General features: G+C 59.7%; 15 protein-coding genes and 1 pseudogene. 11 read left to right on the plus strand and 5 right to left on the minus strand.

The genetic code is table 11. From position 1 onward, the window contains the following. Position 1: 1 nt before the first annotated feature. The 10 genes and pseudogenes from narH (at position 2) to AC3IUE_RS14825 (ending at position 9,957) form a co-directional block, all read left to right on the plus strand. Positions 2 to 1,540, plus strand: coding sequence for a nitrate reductase subunit beta (narH, locus tag AC3IUE_RS14780; RefSeq protein ID WP_046047388.1), 1,539 nt, complete (start codon positions 2 to 4; stop codon positions 1,538 to 1,540). Between the two features lie 2 nt (positions 1,541 to 1,542). Then, a complete protein-coding gene (narJ, locus tag AC3IUE_RS14785; RefSeq protein ID WP_134102494.1) occupies positions 1,543 to 2,298 on the plus strand; it encodes a nitrate reductase molybdenum cofactor assembly chaperone in 756 nt (251 codons plus the stop codon). Next, a complete protein-coding gene (narI, locus tag AC3IUE_RS14790; protein WP_461998237.1) occupies positions 2,291 to 2,971 on the plus strand; it encodes a respiratory nitrate reductase subunit gamma in 681 nt (226 codons plus the stop codon). The genes narJ and narI overlap by 8 nt, the downstream gene beginning before the upstream one ends. Positions 2,972 to 2,981: 10 nt before the next feature. Continuing rightward, on the plus strand, positions 2,982 to 3,941 hold the full coding sequence (locus AC3IUE_RS14795) for a peptidylprolyl isomerase (protein WP_489268380.1): 960 nt from the start codon (positions 2,982 to 2,984) through the stop codon (positions 3,939 to 3,941). 25 nt (positions 3,942 to 3,966) lie between these two features. After that, positions 3,967 to 4,959 carry a GTP 3',8-cyclase MoaA gene (gene moaA / locus AC3IUE_RS14800; RefSeq protein ID WP_489268382.1) on the plus strand — a complete coding sequence of 331 codons (993 nt, stop codon included), beginning with the start codon at positions 3,967 to 3,969 and terminating at the stop codon, positions 4,957 to 4,959. Positions 4,960 to 5,336: 377 nt separating this feature from the next. Continuing rightward, the gene (locus AC3IUE_RS14805; protein WP_489268384.1) at positions 5,337 to 7,352 is read left to right on the plus strand and encodes a ribonucleoside triphosphate reductase; all 2,016 of its coding nucleotides are present in this window, start codon (positions 5,337 to 5,339) and stop codon (positions 7,350 to 7,352) included. Between the two features lie 32 nt (positions 7,353 to 7,384). Then, a complete protein-coding gene (gene nrdD, locus AC3IUE_RS14810; RefSeq protein ID WP_017338867.1) occupies positions 7,385 to 7,552 on the plus strand; it encodes an anaerobic ribonucleoside-triphosphate reductase in 168 nt (55 codons plus the stop codon). Next, complete coding sequence (locus AC3IUE_RS14815) at positions 7,549 to 8,244, plus strand: anaerobic ribonucleoside-triphosphate reductase activating protein (RefSeq protein WP_461998241.1); 696 nt, start codon at positions 7,549 to 7,551, stop codon at positions 8,242 to 8,244. Before nrdD ends, AC3IUE_RS14815 begins: the two co-directional genes overlap by 4 nt. A gap of 93 nt (positions 8,245 to 8,337) precedes the next feature. Beyond that, positions 8,338 to 8,856: pseudogene (locus AC3IUE_RS14820) on the plus strand (MCP four helix bundle domain-containing protein); the annotation flags it as partial. Between the two features lie 396 nt (positions 8,857 to 9,252). Continuing rightward, on the plus strand, positions 9,253 to 9,957 hold the full coding sequence (locus AC3IUE_RS14825; RefSeq protein WP_370655155.1) for a methyl-accepting chemotaxis protein: 705 nt from the start codon (positions 9,253 to 9,255) through the stop codon (positions 9,955 to 9,957). A 30-nt stretch (positions 9,958 to 9,987) separates the two neighbouring features. On the opposite strand, the gene AC3IUE_RS14830 is transcribed toward AC3IUE_RS14825, so the two are convergent. From AC3IUE_RS14830 to AC3IUE_RS14850, 5 genes are all read right to left on the minus strand, one after another. Further along, a complete protein-coding gene (locus AC3IUE_RS14830) occupies positions 9,988 to 11,367 on the minus strand; it encodes a 4Fe-4S binding protein (protein ID WP_489268387.1) in 1,380 nt (459 codons plus the stop codon). Then, positions 11,355 to 12,209 carry an FTR1 family iron permease gene (locus tag AC3IUE_RS14835; RefSeq protein ID WP_489268388.1) on the minus strand — a complete coding sequence of 285 codons (855 nt, stop codon included), beginning with the start codon at positions 12,207 to 12,209 and terminating at the stop codon, positions 11,355 to 11,357. The genes AC3IUE_RS14830 and AC3IUE_RS14835 overlap by 13 nt, the downstream gene beginning before the upstream one ends. Before the next feature lie 22 nt (positions 12,210 to 12,231). Continuing rightward, a complete protein-coding gene (locus AC3IUE_RS14840) occupies positions 12,232 to 12,564 on the minus strand; it encodes a cupredoxin domain-containing protein (protein ID WP_489268390.1) in 333 nt (110 codons plus the stop codon). Further along, positions 12,565 to 13,095 carry an iron transporter gene (locus AC3IUE_RS14845; RefSeq protein WP_008153602.1) on the minus strand — a complete coding sequence of 177 codons (531 nt, stop codon included), beginning with the start codon at positions 13,093 to 13,095 and terminating at the stop codon, positions 12,565 to 12,567. A 93-nt stretch (positions 13,096 to 13,188) separates the two neighbouring features. After that, complete coding sequence (locus AC3IUE_RS14850) at positions 13,189 to 13,536, minus strand: hypothetical protein (RefSeq protein ID WP_462037688.1); 348 nt, start codon at positions 13,534 to 13,536, stop codon at positions 13,189 to 13,191. Between the two features lie 170 nt (positions 13,537 to 13,706). Here AC3IUE_RS14850 and AC3IUE_RS14855 point away from each other — a divergent pair, with 170 nt between their 5' ends. After that, a complete protein-coding gene (locus tag AC3IUE_RS14855) occupies positions 13,707 to 13,928 on the plus strand; it encodes a DUF3079 domain-containing protein (RefSeq protein WP_033055179.1) in 222 nt (73 codons plus the stop codon). Positions 13,929 to 14,092 lie beyond the last annotated feature (164 nt).

Raw genomic sequence — 14,092 nt, forward strand, 5'->3', positions numbered from 1 at the left:
GATGAAGATTCGCTCACAAATCGGCATGGTTCTGAACCTGGACAAATGCATCGGTTGCCACACCTGTTCGATCACCTGCAAAAACGTCTGGACCAGCCGCGAAGGCATGGAATACGCGTGGTTCAACAACGTCGAATCGAAACCCGGGATCGGCTACCCGAAAGAATGGGAAAACCAGGACAAGTGGAAGGGCGGCTGGATCCGCAATGCCAACGGCACGATCAACCCGCGCATCGGAGGTAAATTCCGCGTGTTGGCGAACATTTTCGCCAACCCGGACCTGCCGAGCCTCGACGACTACTACGAGCCGTTCGACTTCGATTACCAGCACCTGCACACCGCACCACTGGGCGAGCATCAGCCCACCGCGCGCCCGCGTTCGCTGATCTCCGGCAAGCGCATGGAGAAAATCGAGTGGGGCCCGAACTGGGAAGAAATCCTCGGCACCGAATTCGCCAAGCGTCGCAAGGACAAGAACTTCGACAAGATCCAGGCGGACATTTATGGCGAGTACGAAAACACCTTCATGATGTATTTGCCGCGCCTGTGCGAGCACTGCCTCAACCCGACGTGCGCAGCGGCTTGCCCGAGCGGGGCGATCTACAAGCGTGAAGAAGACGGGATTGTCCTGATCGACCAGGAGAAATGCCGTGGCTGGCGGATGTGCATCAGCGGTTGCCCGTACAAAAAGATCTATTTCAACTGGAAGAGCGGTAAGTCCGAGAAATGCATCTTCTGCTACCCGCGTATCGAAGCCGGGATGCCGACCGTTTGCGCAGAAACCTGCGTCGGGCGCATTCGCTACCTCGGTGTGTTGCTGTATGACGCCGACCGCATCAGCGAAGTGGCGAGCACCGCCAATGAGCAGGACCTGTACGAAAAACAACTGGAGATCTTCCTCGATCCAAATGACCCGGCGGTGATTCGTCAGGCCTTGGCCGATGGCGTGCCGCAGTCGGTGATCGACTCGGCCCAGCGTTCGCCGGTCTACAAAATGGCCGTGGACTGGAAACTGGCACTGCCGCTGCACCCGGAATACCGCACCTTGCCGATGGTTTGGTACGTACCGCCGCTGTCGCCGATCCAGAACGCCGCCACCGCTGGCACCGTCGGTATGAACGGGGTGATCCCGGACGTCGACAGCCTGCGTATTCCACTGAAGTACCTGGCCAACCTGCTGACGGCGGGCGATGAAAAACCGGTCAAGCGTGCGCTTAAACGCTTGCTGGCGATGCGCGCCTACAAACGTTCCGAGCAAGTCGACGGTGTTCAGGACCTGCAAGTGCTGGCGGATGTCGGCCTGAGCGTGGCCCAGGTCGAGGAGATGTATCGCTACCTGGCGATCGCCAACTACGAAGACCGCTTTGTTGTACCGAGCGCCCACCGTGAAGACGCCATGAGCGATGCCTTCGCCGAGCGTTCTGGTTGCGGCTTCAGTTTCGGCAGCGGGTGCAGCGGCAGTTCCGACACCAACATGTTCGGCGCCAAGAAAGCCAACCGCCGCGACATCCTGAAAACCGTCCAGTTGTGGGAGGAATGAGCATGCAAATTCTCAAAGTGATTTCGCTGCTGCTCGACTACCCGACTGAGACGCTGATTGGCGGTCGCGACGAACTGGAGCAAGCGATCATCCAGTCACGGGAAATCAGCCCGACACAACGCGGTGCGTTGTTCGAATTGCTCGAGCTGATCTGCGGCAATGACCTGATGGACGGGCAGGAGCACTACGGTGCGCTGTTCGGTCGGGGGCGCTCGCTGTCGCTGCTGTTGTTCGAGCATGTGCACGGTGAATCCCGCGACCGTGGCCAGGCCATGGTCGACATGATGGCGCAATACGAAGAAGCCGGTTTTGCCATCGGCGTCAAAGAGCTGCCCGATTACATCCCGCTGTACCTGGAGTTCCTCTCCACCCGCGAAGACATCGAGGCCCGCGAGGGCCTGGCGGATGTTTCGCACTTGCTGGCCTTGCTCGCCGCACGTCTGGAAGAGCGCGAAAGCGCCTATGCCAGCTGCTTCCGGGCGCTGCTGCAAATTGCCGGGGCCGAGCCGCATCAAGCGGTCGCCGACCTGCGGGCGCAGGTCGCGGCGGAACCTCGCGACGACTCCCTCGAAGCCCTCGACAAGATCTGGGAAGAGGAGGCCGTGGACTTCCTCCAGGCCGAACAGCAGGACCGTTGCAGTGGACTGCCAAGCGCACCGGGCAAGGCCCGTGAGGAAAGCGCGGTGCCGTTGCACTGGGTGGATTTTCAGCATGAAGGGTTGGCCGCCGTGCCAGCCAAGGAGGTAGGCAATGTCTAAATGGAACCTGTTGTTGTTCGGGGTCTATCCCTACGTAGCCCTGGCGATTTGCCTGATCGGAAGTTGGGCCCGCTTCGACCTGTCGCAATACACCTGGAAAGCAGGCTCCAGCCAGATGCTCAATCAGCGCGGCATGCGCGTGGCGAGCAACTTCTTCCACATCGGTGTGTTGTTCGTGCTGGCCGGACACTTTGTCGGCCTGCTGACCCCGGCGTCGATTTATCACCACGTGATCAGCACTGAGAACAAGCAGTTGCTGGCAATGGTTTCGGGCGGGTTCTTCGGTCTGTTGTGCCTGATTGGCCTGCTGATGCTGGTTAACCGGCGGCTCAGCGACCCTCGGGTCCGTGCCACCTCCAGTCCTTCGGACATCCTGATTCTGCTGGTGCTGCTGGCGCAATTGCTGCTCGGTCTGCTGACGATTGCGGCGTCCACCGCGCATATGGATGGCTCGGTGATGGTGATGCTCGCCGATTGGGCGCAGAACACCGTGCTGTTGCGTCCGATGGAAGCGGCGGCGTCCATCGCGCCGGTCGGACTGACTTACAAGTTACATGTGTTTCTCGGTTTGACCCTGTTTGTGCTGTTCCCCTTCACTCGTCTCGTACACATGATCAGCGCACCGATCTGGTACCTGGGGCGTCGTTATCAAATCGTTCGTCAGAAGTACTGAGGAGACAATCATGTCAGGTGGATGCGGATGTGGTGGCGGTAATGGGAGCAGCGGTGGCTGCGGTTCTTCAAAAAAAGCGGAGGCCGTTCTCGACATCGCGCCGGTCGCAGAGGCGCAGTTTGAAGCCCTGCCGGTTGAGCCCGCAGGGGCCGATGACGCCCCGGCGCAGTTGATCGCCAGCAGTGAACAGGAGTGGCCGATCATCAGCGTCAACGAGGTGTCGATCACCCCGGAGGCGATGGCCCAGGAGCTGCAATATCACCCGGCCGAAAGCCGCGAGGAGGCGGTCTACCTGGCCGCCCGGGCGCTGGTGATCCGCGAGTTGTTGCAGCAGCGCATCACCGAGCTCGGTGTGTCGCTGGAGATCGGCGCCGGTGAGAACGAAGAAGAAGCGGCCACGCGCTTGCTGCTCGAACGTGAGGTGAAAGTGCCGCAGTGCGACGAGGAGTCGAGTCTGCGTTACTACGAAAACAATCGCGGGCGCTTCCACAGCGCGCCTTTGCTGGCAGTGCGGCACATCCTGCTCGAATGCGCGCCGGATGATGTCGAGGCGCGCGCCGTTGCGCATGATCAGGCGGAAGTTCTGCTGCAACGACTGGAAGAATTCCCCGGCAGTTTCGCCGAGCTGGCCGTGAAATATTCGGCCTGCCCGTCGAAGGCTCAAGGCGGTTCTTTGGGACAGATCAGCAAGGGCCAGACCGTGCCCGAACTGGAGCGTCAGCTGTTCACCCTGGCACCGGGCCTGGCCAGTAAACCGCTGGAAAGTCGCTACGGCTGGCATGTGATCAGTGTCGATCAGCGAATCGAAGGCATGCCGTTGCCCTATGAAGTGGTGTCGACGGCGATCCGCACGCAATTGCAGCAAGGCGTGTGGCAGAAAGCGCTGGTGCAATACCTGCAAACCCTGATCGGTGCAGCCGATATTCGTGGCATCCACTTGCAGGGCGCCGACTCACCGCTGGTGCAGTGAGCATCAAGGCAAACCGGGAGAAGTGATGAACGCTGTGATGCAGGATGGTTTTGGGCGGCAGATCGATTATCTGCGGATGTCGGTGACGGACCGCTGTGATTTTCGTTGTGTGTATTGCATGGCGAAAAACATGACGTTCCTGCCACGTCAGCAGGTGCTCACGCTGGAGGAATTGCAGCGTTTGGCGACGCTGTTCGTCGGCCTGGGCGTACGCAAAATCCGTCTGACCGGCGGCGAGCCGCTGATCCGCCCCGGCATTGTCGGACTGTGCCGCAACATCGCCGCTTTGCCCGGTTTGCGCGAACTGGTGATGACCAGCAACGGCTCGCAGCTGGGCCGTCTGGCCCGGCCGTTGGTCGACGCCGGGGTCAAGCGGATGAACATCAGCCTCGATAGCCTGGACGGGCAGAAGTTTCGGGCGATCACCCGCATCGGCGATCTCGACCAGGTACTCAATGGCATTGAAGCGGCGCGGGACGCAGGGTTCGAGCGGATCAAACTCAACTGCGTGGTGATGAAAGGACGCAACTTCGATGAAGTCCCGGCGTTGGTGCAATACGCCATCGACCAGCGCATCGACATCAGTTTCATCGAAGAAATGCCCTTGGGCGACGTCGGTCGTTCCCGGGGCGAAACGTTCTGTTCCAGCGACGAAGTGCGCACGTTGATCGCTAGTCGGCATCGGTTGCTCGACAGCACCGAAAACAGCGGTGGACCGGCGCGTTATGTGCGTCTGGAACGCCATCCCGAGACCCGGATCGGTTTCATTTCGCCCAACAGCCACAACTTTTGTGGCAGCTGTAATCGGGTGCGGATGACGGTTGAAGGGAAGCTGTTGCTGTGTCTGGGGCAGGATGATGCGCTGGATTTACGTGGATTGTTGAGGCGGTATCCGCTGGATGACCAACCGGTGATCAACGCGGTGCAGAAGGCCTTGCGCGGTAAGCCTCTGCGCCATGATTTCAGCCCCGACGGGGAGGTACAGATTGTCAGATTCATGAACATGAGTGGGGGTTGATTCGGGGGGTGTGTGCTGATCCGAAATCCACCCCTCACCCCAGCCCTCTCCCCATAGGGGAGAGGGGGAAAGGGGGCCGATCTTCATGCTTTTCGAGCCTGAGTTTGACTCGGGCTTTTCAGGTCGATGTCACTCGAAAGAACACCTCGGTCAGTCCCCTCGCCCCCCTGGGGAGAGGGTTAGGGTGAGGGGTGGATTTCAGATCAGAGTACCAATCCCCGGCTTACCAACAGTTTTCCTTTGCCGTCTTCGGGCGGTTTTTTTTGTCCGTCAATTCTTGATATCGATCAATTGCAGATCAGCACTTTGTCCGTAGCCTTCACTGCATGTTGTGGTTTTAAGTTTATTTAAGTCTATATGTAGTGTCTGGAGGCCAAATGCAGAGCACGCTGATCGCAGTAGGATGTAACCGCTTGCACAAACGCGATGGCAGTCAGGTCGCCTTCGATGCCGACAAAATCCGTCAGGCATTGATCGCCGCCGGCAACGCGACGGGGGAGTACGGCGAGGTTGAGGTTGAAGGCTTGCTTCACGCGGTATTGGCCAGGCTCGAAGGTTTGCCGAGGCTGCACGTCGAGCAAATCCAGGACCGTGTTGAACGGGTGTTGATGGACGCCGGTTTCTTCCTCGCCATGCGAGCCTACATCGTCTACCGCGAACAGCACGGGCGCTTGCGCCGCGACCGCCGGACCCTGGTCGAAGTGGCGACCTCAATGAACGAATACCTGGACCGTGAAGACTGGCGGGTCCAGGCCAACGCCAATCAGGGCTATTCCCTGGGCGGTCTGGTGTTGAACGTGTCGGGCAAGGTCACCGCCAACTACTGGCTGGACGAGGTGTACAGCGAGGCCATCGGTCAGGCTCACCGCGAGGCGGATTTGCATGTGCACGACCTCGACATGCTCGCCGGCTACTGCGCCGGCTGGTCGCTGCGCACCCTGTTGCACGAAGGGCTCAATGGCGTGCCGGGGCGTGTCGAAGCCGGTCCGCCGAAGCACTTGAGCAGTGCCCTGGGGCAGATGGTGAATTTCCTCGGCACCCTGCAAAACGAATGGGCCGGCGCCCAGGCGTTCAGCTCGTTCGACACCTACCTGGCGCCTTATGTGCGCAAGGATCAGCTGAGTTTTCAGGAGGTGCGCCAGGCGATCCAGGAGTTCATCTACAACCTCAACGTGCCCTCGCGCTGGGGCACCCAGACGCCTTTCACCAACCTGACTTTCGACTGGGTGTGCCCGCAGGATTTGCGTGAACAGATACCCGTCATCGGCGGTGAGGAAATGCCGTTTGCCTATGGCGACCTGCAAGTCGAAATGGAGCTGCTCAACCGCGCTTACATCGAGGTGATGCAGGCCGGCGATGCAAAAGGGCGGGTGTTCACCTTTCCGATCCCGACCTACAACATCACCCATGACTTTCCATGGGACAGTGAAAACGCCGACCGCCTGTTCGAGATGACTGCGCGTTACGGCCTGCCGTATTTCCAGAACTTCCTCAATTCGGACCTGCAGCCCAATCAGGTGCGCTCGATGTGCTGCCGTTTGCAGCTGGATGTGCGCGAGTTGCTCAAGCGTGGCGGCGGCTTGTTCGGCTCGGCGGAGCAGACCGGATCGCTCGGCGTCGTCACCATCAACTGCGCGCGGCTGGGCTATGTGTTCAAGGGTGATACCAGCGGTTTGCTGCAGCGTCTGGACACGCTGATGGAGCTGGCGATGGAGAGCCTGGAGGTCAAGCGCAAGGTGATTCAGCACCACATGGATGCCGGTTTGTACCCGTACACCAAGCGCTACCTCGGCACCCTGCGTAACCACTTCTCGACCATCGGCCTCAACGGCATGCATGAAATGCTGCGCAATTTCACCGGCGACGAGGAGGGCATGCACACCGAGCACGGCCGCCAGTTTGCCCTGAAGATGCTCGATCATGTGCGTGCCACCCTGCTGCGATTCCAGGAAGAAACCGGCCACATGTACAACCTGGAAGCGACGCCCGCCGAGGGCACGACCTACCGCTTCGCCAAGGAAGACCTAAAGCGCTACCCCGAGATTCTCCAGGCTGGCAGCGTGCAAGCGCCGTATTACACCAACTCCTCGCAACTGCCCGTGGGCTACACCGAAGACCCCTTCGAGGCCCTGGAACTTCAAGACGAACTGCAATGCAAATACACCGGCGGCACGGTCTTGCACCTGTACATGGCCGAGCGGATTTCTTCGACCGAGGCCTGCAAGCAACTGGTGCGCAAAGCCCTTGGCCGCTTCCGCCTGCCGTACCTGACCGTGACCCCGACGTTCTCCATCTGCCCGGTGCACGGCTACCTCGATGGCGAGCATGAGTTCTGCCCCAAGTGCGACGAAGCACTGCTGCTGAAAGAACAGAAACTCGGCACCGTTCATTGATTTCGATCCACTCAACTGCAAGGAGCTTCACCATGACTGCATCGCAAACATTGCCCCAGGCTCAACGTCAACGCTGCGAAGTCTGGACCCGGGTAATGGGCTATCACCGCCCTGTGTCGGCGTTCAATCCGGGCAAACAGTCGGAGCACCGCGAGCGGGTGCACTTCACCGAAAGCGCGGCGCTGGCCGGGCGCCAATGAGTCGAACGCTTCGGGTCGGGGGCATGGTGCCCCTGACCACTATCGACTATCCGGGACAGCTCGCCTGCGTGCTGTTTTGCCAGGGTTGCGCCTGGCGTTGTCGTTACTGCCATAACCCGCAGTTGATCCCGCCTCGTGGCACAGACGAAGTGGATTGGCGGCGGGTGTTGGCGTTTCTGCAACGGCGTCAGGACCTGCTCGATGCGGTGGTGTTCAGTGGTGGAGAGCCGACCTTGCAGGATGGTTTGCTCGGCGCCATGGATGAGGTGCGGGCGATGGGATTTCGCATCGGTTTGCACAGCGCCGGCATCAAACCCTTGGCGTTCGCCAAGGCACTGGCCGGGGCCGATTGGGTCGGTTTCGATGTCAAGGCGTTGCCCGAGGATTGCCAGGCGATCACCCGGGTCGAGGGCAGCGGAACAGCCAACTGGCGCAGCCTTGAGCATCTGCTGGCCAGCGGTGTCGACTACGAGTGTCGCACCACGGTGCATTGGCATCTGTTCGAACCGGCGCGTCTGCTGATCCTCGCCAAGCGCTTGAGCGAACTCGGCGTCAAACGCTTCGCCGTGCAACTGGTGCGCACCGAGCGAATGTTCGATCCGCTGCTGCCGAGTGTTTCGGCACAAGCCTTGCTACCTGAGCTGTGGGAGGCCATGCGCGAGTTGTTTCCAGCCTTCGTGTTACGGGGGTAGCCGAGGCTGAGGTTTTACGTTTAGCAGAGACATCCAACATTAGGTTTTCAAATGCGCTGCCAATCGGCAGGTATCAAACGGGGAGCATTTGATATGGCCAAATTAACGACAGCACAACGTATCGTCATCGGTTTTGCCATCGCGCCGTTGGCATTGATGGGCATGGCGTTTTACGCGTTGCACGATCTGGCAACGCTCAAGGAGCAGGCGGTAGTCATCGTCAAGCAGGACTGGCCGAAGATCGATCCGATCATGGTCATTGCCACCGGCGTGCGCGATAACGCCAGGAACACCCGGGATCTACTGATCGATAAAAACAATCAGCAAGTGCAGCAGTCGATCGACACCACCAAGAAACGGATCACTCAGGCACTCGAAACGCTTGAGCCGTTGTTCTATTTGCCTGAGGGCAAAACCGCTTATGCCACGCTGAAGAAAAATCGCGAAGCCTACGTGGCGGCGTTCACCCAAGTGCAGGTGTTGATCCGGCAAGGGGCCTTCGACGACGCCATGGCACAGCTGAAACAAAAGGTCGTGCCGGCCGAGCGCGAGGTTTATGGCAGCCTGGATCAGTTGATGGTGCTGCAAGGGAAAATATTCGCCGACCGGGAACAGTCGGCTCAGGAACTGTACAGCGATGCCCGGCGCAATATGCTCGGGTTGTTTTTGTTCTGTGTGGCGCTGGTCATCGCCGCGGCGGTGATCGTCACGCGCAGTGTGACCCGTCCATTGGGCGGCGAGCCGGATGATGCCGCACGGTTTTTGAGTCAGATCGCTCAAGGCGACCTGACGATTCAGGTGCCCGTGAACTCAAGTGTCGGCGGCAGCGTGATGATGAACATGCATCAGATGCAGCAAAGTCTGAATGCCATGGTCAAGCACATCGCGACCTCGGTTGACCAGGTGGCCAGTTCCTCCGAAGAGCTGAGCGCGGTCAGCAGCCAGACCAGCAGTAACCTGCAATTGCAGGGGTTGGAGATCGAGCAGGCCGCCACCGCAGTGAACCAGATGACCGCTGCGGTCGATGAAGTGGCGCGCAATGCGGTCAGCACCTCCGAGGCCTCGCGGCAGTCCGAGCAAACCGCACAGCGCGGGCGTGAACAGGTTCAGGAAACCGTGGTTTCAATCGGCGCACTGGCCGATGGCGTCACCGACACCTCGCAACGCATCGAGCAACTGGCGGGCCGGGTGCAGGACATCAGCAAGGTGCTGGACGTGATTCGCAGCATCGCCGAGCAGACCAATCTGCTGGCCCTCAACGCAGCCATTGAAGCGGCCCGTGCCGGTGATGCCGGACGCGGTTTTGCCGTGGTTGCCGATGAAGTGCGCGCCCTGGCGCATCGCACTCAAGAGTCCACCCAGGAGATCGAGCAGATGATTGGCAACATTCGTCTCGATACCGGCCATGCGGTGACGGCCATGCAAAGCAGCAGCAACCTGGTGCGGGCCACCCTTGAAGTGGCGCAACGCTCGGGCGATGCATTGGATGAGATCACCCGGTCAATCTCGCAGATCAACGAGCGCAACATGATGATCGCCAGTGCCACGGAAGAGCAGGCATTGGTGGCGCGGGAGGTGGATCGCAATCTGATGGGGATTCGCAACTTGTCCGAACAGGTTTTGCTGGGTGCTCAACATACTCACACCGCGGGTCACGATTTGGCGCAGATGGCCGGGGCGCTGCACCAGACGGTGGCGCGTTTTAAGGTCTAGTTGATTCGGTGGGTGGTTGTGTCGAGGGGCTCAGGCCCAGCCCCAGAATTGCAACCACCAGCCACATCCAACCGTCCCGATGGCCAGTAACAGGCACGCGCTGCCCAACCCGCGCCGCGCCAGGGAAAGGCCTTCGCGGTCCAGCCGTTTCCAACCCAGCAACAGACTCCAGCCCATCGCGGCCAATAACAGACAAGCCCTGGCCGGTTGTACCCATTCCAGCAGCAGACCTTCATAGCGTAGCAATTTCACCGTTGTGGCCGACAGCCCGAGAAACAATCCCGCACCACCCAAGGGCGTGAGTGTCAGCGCCAGGGGCCAATACAGTGCAGGATTTTGCGCCAGTCGCGCCGTCAGGCGCAGCAGGATCATCAACGCCGTGCCCAACACCATCGAACTCAAACCGAGATAAACGACGATGCTGAAACCGTCGAGCCAACTGAAGCTGTCGTTGAGCTGCGGGTAGTGGGTGAGCAGCCACCAGGGCGCGTTGTCCTCCAGGGCCCAGAGTTGGTCGTGCTCGACCAGCCATTGGGCGAGGGTTTGTTTGAGGGCGACGAACCATGGGCTGACTGTCCACTGAAATGCGCCCATGGCCAGGCCGATCACACCGAACAGCAATAGGCGCGCGTCCCACGGCGAAAGCGTCTGCGCTGTCGCGTGAAGAATCTCTTGGTTGCTGGAGCGGGCGATCAGCTGAACGGCGCCGCGTTGTCCGCTGCAACGTCCGCAGGCATGGCAGTCACTGGCGCCTCGCATACGACGGATATCGAGCAAGGGCGCGCAGTTGGGCGGCGGCAGGCGTGGTGCGGAATTTTCCATCCAGCGTTGTTCGTCGACCTGAAAATGCACGGGAGCCAGGCGAGCGAGCAGGGCGAAGACGCCGCTGACCGGGCACAGGTAACGGCACCAGACGCGCTTGCCCCGGGCGAACAGCAGCCCGACGACGACTGCGGCGACAGTCGAACCGCCCAGAATCAACAGCGCCGCCTGGGCGTAGTCATAAACGCTGATCAACTGGCCGTAGAGGGTCGTCAGGCAGAACGCCAGGGTTGGCCAGCCGCCCCAGCGCAACCAGCGCGGCACACCCAACCCTTTGCCGTAAAGGCTGGCCCATTCGCTGAGTGAGCCTTCCGGACAGAGAACGCCACACCAGAGTCGTCCGAACAGCACGATCGACAGCAGCACGAACGGCCACCAAACGCCCCAGAACAGAAACTGCGCGAACAGGGTCAGGTTATCGAGCATCCGTGCCTGGCTGTCCGGCAGCGGCAACACCGCCGGGATCACCAACAGCAACGCGTAGAACAACACGACGACCCACTGCACGGCACGAATGACGGGAGCATGGCGACGCATGCCATCGCCCAGTCGCTGGAGTAAACGATTGTGGCGACTCAGCTCAGGCATGGGACTTTTTCCGCAGCACGTTGACGCAGCCAACCGCCGACGGTCAGCCAATAACCGGCCAGCACCAGTAACGTCATGCCGCTGGGCGTCGCGCGATAACCGGCGAAGCCGGCAAGAAAACCACCCAACCCATGGCTGTCGCTGAGTAAGGCGCTGCTGTCCCAAAGCGCATCACCAACGATGCTGTACATCACCTCCGGTAAATCCATGGCAAGTAATTGACCGCCAATTCGCTCGGTGCCGCTGACTAGCAGTGCCGCGCCGAGTACCAGCAAAACAGCTTCGCTGATGGCAAAGAATCGCTGCCACGAAATGAACCGGCGACTACTGTGCAGCAGGGCAATGGTCAGCGCCGACAGCACCAGCCCCATTGCGCCGCCGATGGCAAACAAACCGAGCTGCGGACCTCGCAACTGAGCGCCGGCGCCATAGAGAAAGACCACCGTTTCACTGCCTTCGCGGCTGACGGCGAGCATGGCCAGCAGTAACAGACCTGCGCCACCTTGCCGGGCCAGGTGGCTGTCGGCGTGTCGTTGCAAATCGTGCTTGAGCGTACGCCCGTGGCGGTGCATCCAGCCGACCATTTGCACAATGAGCAGGCTGGCCATCAGCGCGAGTGCGGCCTGGAACCATTCACTGGCGGAGCCGCTCATGGCCTCACCGGCAAACAGAATCAACACCGCCAGCAGGCCCGAAAGCATCAACCCCAGCACGACGCCCGCCCACAAGTACTTCGCCAGTCGATCGCCCTGATGCTGCTGGCTGACCCAGGCCTGGAGAATGCCGATCACCAGCAGCGCCTCGACGCTTTCGCGCCAGACAATGAACATTGATTGATTCATGAAAACTCCGTGTTGGAACGGGTTATTTCGCGAGGATGCCGCCCTCGGGCAGTTGCGGATTGAACTCGTCGAAGAAGGGGTAGTGACCGGGCCTGAGGGGATGAATCACTACGAAAGTCGTCACGCCCGGCGACAGTACTTTTTCAACCCGCAACGGTGTGCTCTCGAACTCTGAGGGCCCTTGGCCGATATTTTTCAGGATGATTTTGAAGCGCTGTCCGGCCGGCACCTCCAGCAACGCGGGGGTGAAGTGGCCATCGCGCAGGCTGAGTTCATAGCTCGGTAATTCGGCATAGGCCGTGAGCGGCGCCACTGCTCCGGCAAGCATCAGCCAGGCAATCTGCAGGCGCTTCATTCAATAGCCGCCTTTTTTACCGATGCCGGCGTAGATGAACTCGTAGTGCAATTCGCAGCGTTCAAACCAGGGCGCTACGCCGGTTTCCTTGTCGGTATGGCGGCCGAGGGACCCATGACCACCGGGTGGCAAAACGGTGAAGGTCAGCTGATATTTGCCTGGACCGAGCAGCTTTACGTTGTCGCCATAGTGCGGACCGTCATTGGCGACCATGGCGTGGAAATCGCCTTTGAGTTCGTTCTCGTTGCCCTGTTTTTTCAGGTTGAACGAGACATTGAGGTAAGGCACGAAACTGCCTTCCTGAAAGCCCTGTCGATTGTCCGCCGTGGCGCGAATGTCGGCTTCCAGATGCACATCGGAATCCGCTGTGGCCCGCATCATGCCGGCAGGCGCCATCTCGATCGGCTGCAAATACACCGCCCCGACTTCCAGCCCCGGACACAACTGGGGTTCCCCGATCGGGTATTCCTTGGCCTGAGCCAACGGTGTGAGCAAGAGCAGGGCGAGTGACAGCGAAAAGGTCGTACGCATGATGTCTTCCTGGGCACTAACGAGTAAGAGCCCGAGTGTAGGAAGCTTTCCTGCGAACAATAATGATTGTTATCAAGTTTTCAGCGATTAAGCCTATGACTGGGAACGCTTTCGAAACCGCTCGGCGCGGTCGACGCTGTCGCTCATCTGCGCAGCTGCGTGAATCGTCAGCGGATGCTGGGTGAAGCCGGGCCGGGGTGAAATGTAGGCGGCCATTTCGCGAGCGACGGCTAACTGTTGATCCGAACCTTGTGTCAGTAACGCGATGACCAGGTTTTCCAGGGCAATCACCCGGACACGAAGGTGGACCAGTTCTGCATTGGTCAATTCGGGGGGAGAGGAAAATGCTTCTGCATCGAGTGATTTTTCCGCGCCCTCATCATCCCAGGTCGACAATCGGACAGGGCTTTGGTCTCCGGCAGGTGTTTTTTTACCAGGCATAAGAAGCTTCTCCAGGTGTTTTTATGTGGCTGCCCAAGGACCGGAAAACGCTATGCCGTAGCCGATTTCCCGGCAGGACAAGCTTAGTCGTACCTTGATCCGTATCAAGGCCACCTTTGCGCGAGCGATGTAGGTTGGAGGCACATCCTAGAGGCAAACCGGGGATCGACATGGCCAAGAACTTTCCCATCAGCCCCAAACATCCCGAGCGCATTTGCTGGGGCTGCGACAGATACTGTCCAGCCAATTCCCTGGCGTGCGGCAATGGCTCCGACAGGACAATGCATCCAGCCGAAATGATCGGAGACGATTGGTATTTGCATGGCGACTGGGGCATTGAACCGTTGATCGCAGTAGAAGACGTAACGGACGATCCCGGCCTGAAGGGTTGAATAACCCCCTTGAAACATGGAAACCACCTGACGGAATTTTTTTTGAAATCAAGGGGTTGCCAGCCTCGGGAAATCAGTACATAATTCACGCCATCGAAAGCACTGACTGCTGAAAAAGCTCAATGTTTTCAAGGAGTTAGATCACGTATCTGATTCCAAGTTTG

The sequence above is a fragment of the Pseudomonas sp. GL_093 genome (assembly GCF_057837605.1).

Excerpts from the sequence above, each read along its gene's own strand:
- AC3IUE_RS14855 (WP_033055179.1), top strand. The coding sequence starts at position 13,707 with ATGGCCAAGAACTTTCCCATCAGCCCCAAACATCCCGAGCGCATTTGC.
- AC3IUE_RS14835 (WP_489268388.1), bottom strand. The coding sequence starts at position 12,209 with ATGAATCAATCAATGTTCATTGTCTGGCGCGAAAGCGTCGAGGCGCTG.
- narH (WP_046047388.1), top strand. The coding sequence starts at position 2 with ATGAAGATTCGCTCACAAATCGGCATGGTTCTGAACCTGGACAAATGC.
- AC3IUE_RS14805 (WP_489268384.1), top strand. The coding sequence starts at position 5,337 with ATGCAGAGCACGCTGATCGCAGTAGGATGTAACCGCTTGCACAAACGC.
- AC3IUE_RS14795 (WP_489268380.1), top strand. The coding sequence starts at position 2,982 with ATGTCAGGTGGATGCGGATGTGGTGGCGGTAATGGGAGCAGCGGTGGC.
- AC3IUE_RS14825 (WP_370655155.1), top strand. The coding sequence starts at position 9,253 with ATGACCGCTGCGGTCGATGAAGTGGCGCGCAATGCGGTCAGCACCTCC.
- AC3IUE_RS14850 (WP_462037688.1), bottom strand. The coding sequence starts at position 13,536 with ATGCCTGGTAAAAAAACACCTGCCGGAGACCAAAGCCCTGTCCGATTG.
- AC3IUE_RS14815 (WP_461998241.1), top strand. The coding sequence starts at position 7,549 with ATGAGTCGAACGCTTCGGGTCGGGGGCATGGTGCCCCTGACCACTATC.
- narJ (WP_134102494.1), top strand. The coding sequence starts at position 1,543 with ATGCAAATTCTCAAAGTGATTTCGCTGCTGCTCGACTACCCGACTGAG.
- narI (WP_461998237.1), top strand. The coding sequence starts at position 2,291 with ATGTCTAAATGGAACCTGTTGTTGTTCGGGGTCTATCCCTACGTAGCC.
- moaA (WP_489268382.1), top strand. The coding sequence starts at position 3,967 with ATGAACGCTGTGATGCAGGATGGTTTTGGGCGGCAGATCGATTATCTG.
- nrdD (WP_017338867.1), top strand. The coding sequence starts at position 7,385 with ATGACTGCATCGCAAACATTGCCCCAGGCTCAACGTCAACGCTGCGAA.
- AC3IUE_RS14845 (WP_008153602.1), bottom strand. The coding sequence starts at position 13,095 with ATGCGTACGACCTTTTCGCTGTCACTCGCCCTGCTCTTGCTCACACCG.
- AC3IUE_RS14830 (WP_489268387.1), bottom strand. The coding sequence starts at position 11,367 with ATGCCTGAGCTGAGTCGCCACAATCGTTTACTCCAGCGACTGGGCGAT.
- AC3IUE_RS14840 (WP_489268390.1), bottom strand. The coding sequence starts at position 12,564 with ATGAAGCGCCTGCAGATTGCCTGGCTGATGCTTGCCGGAGCAGTGGCG.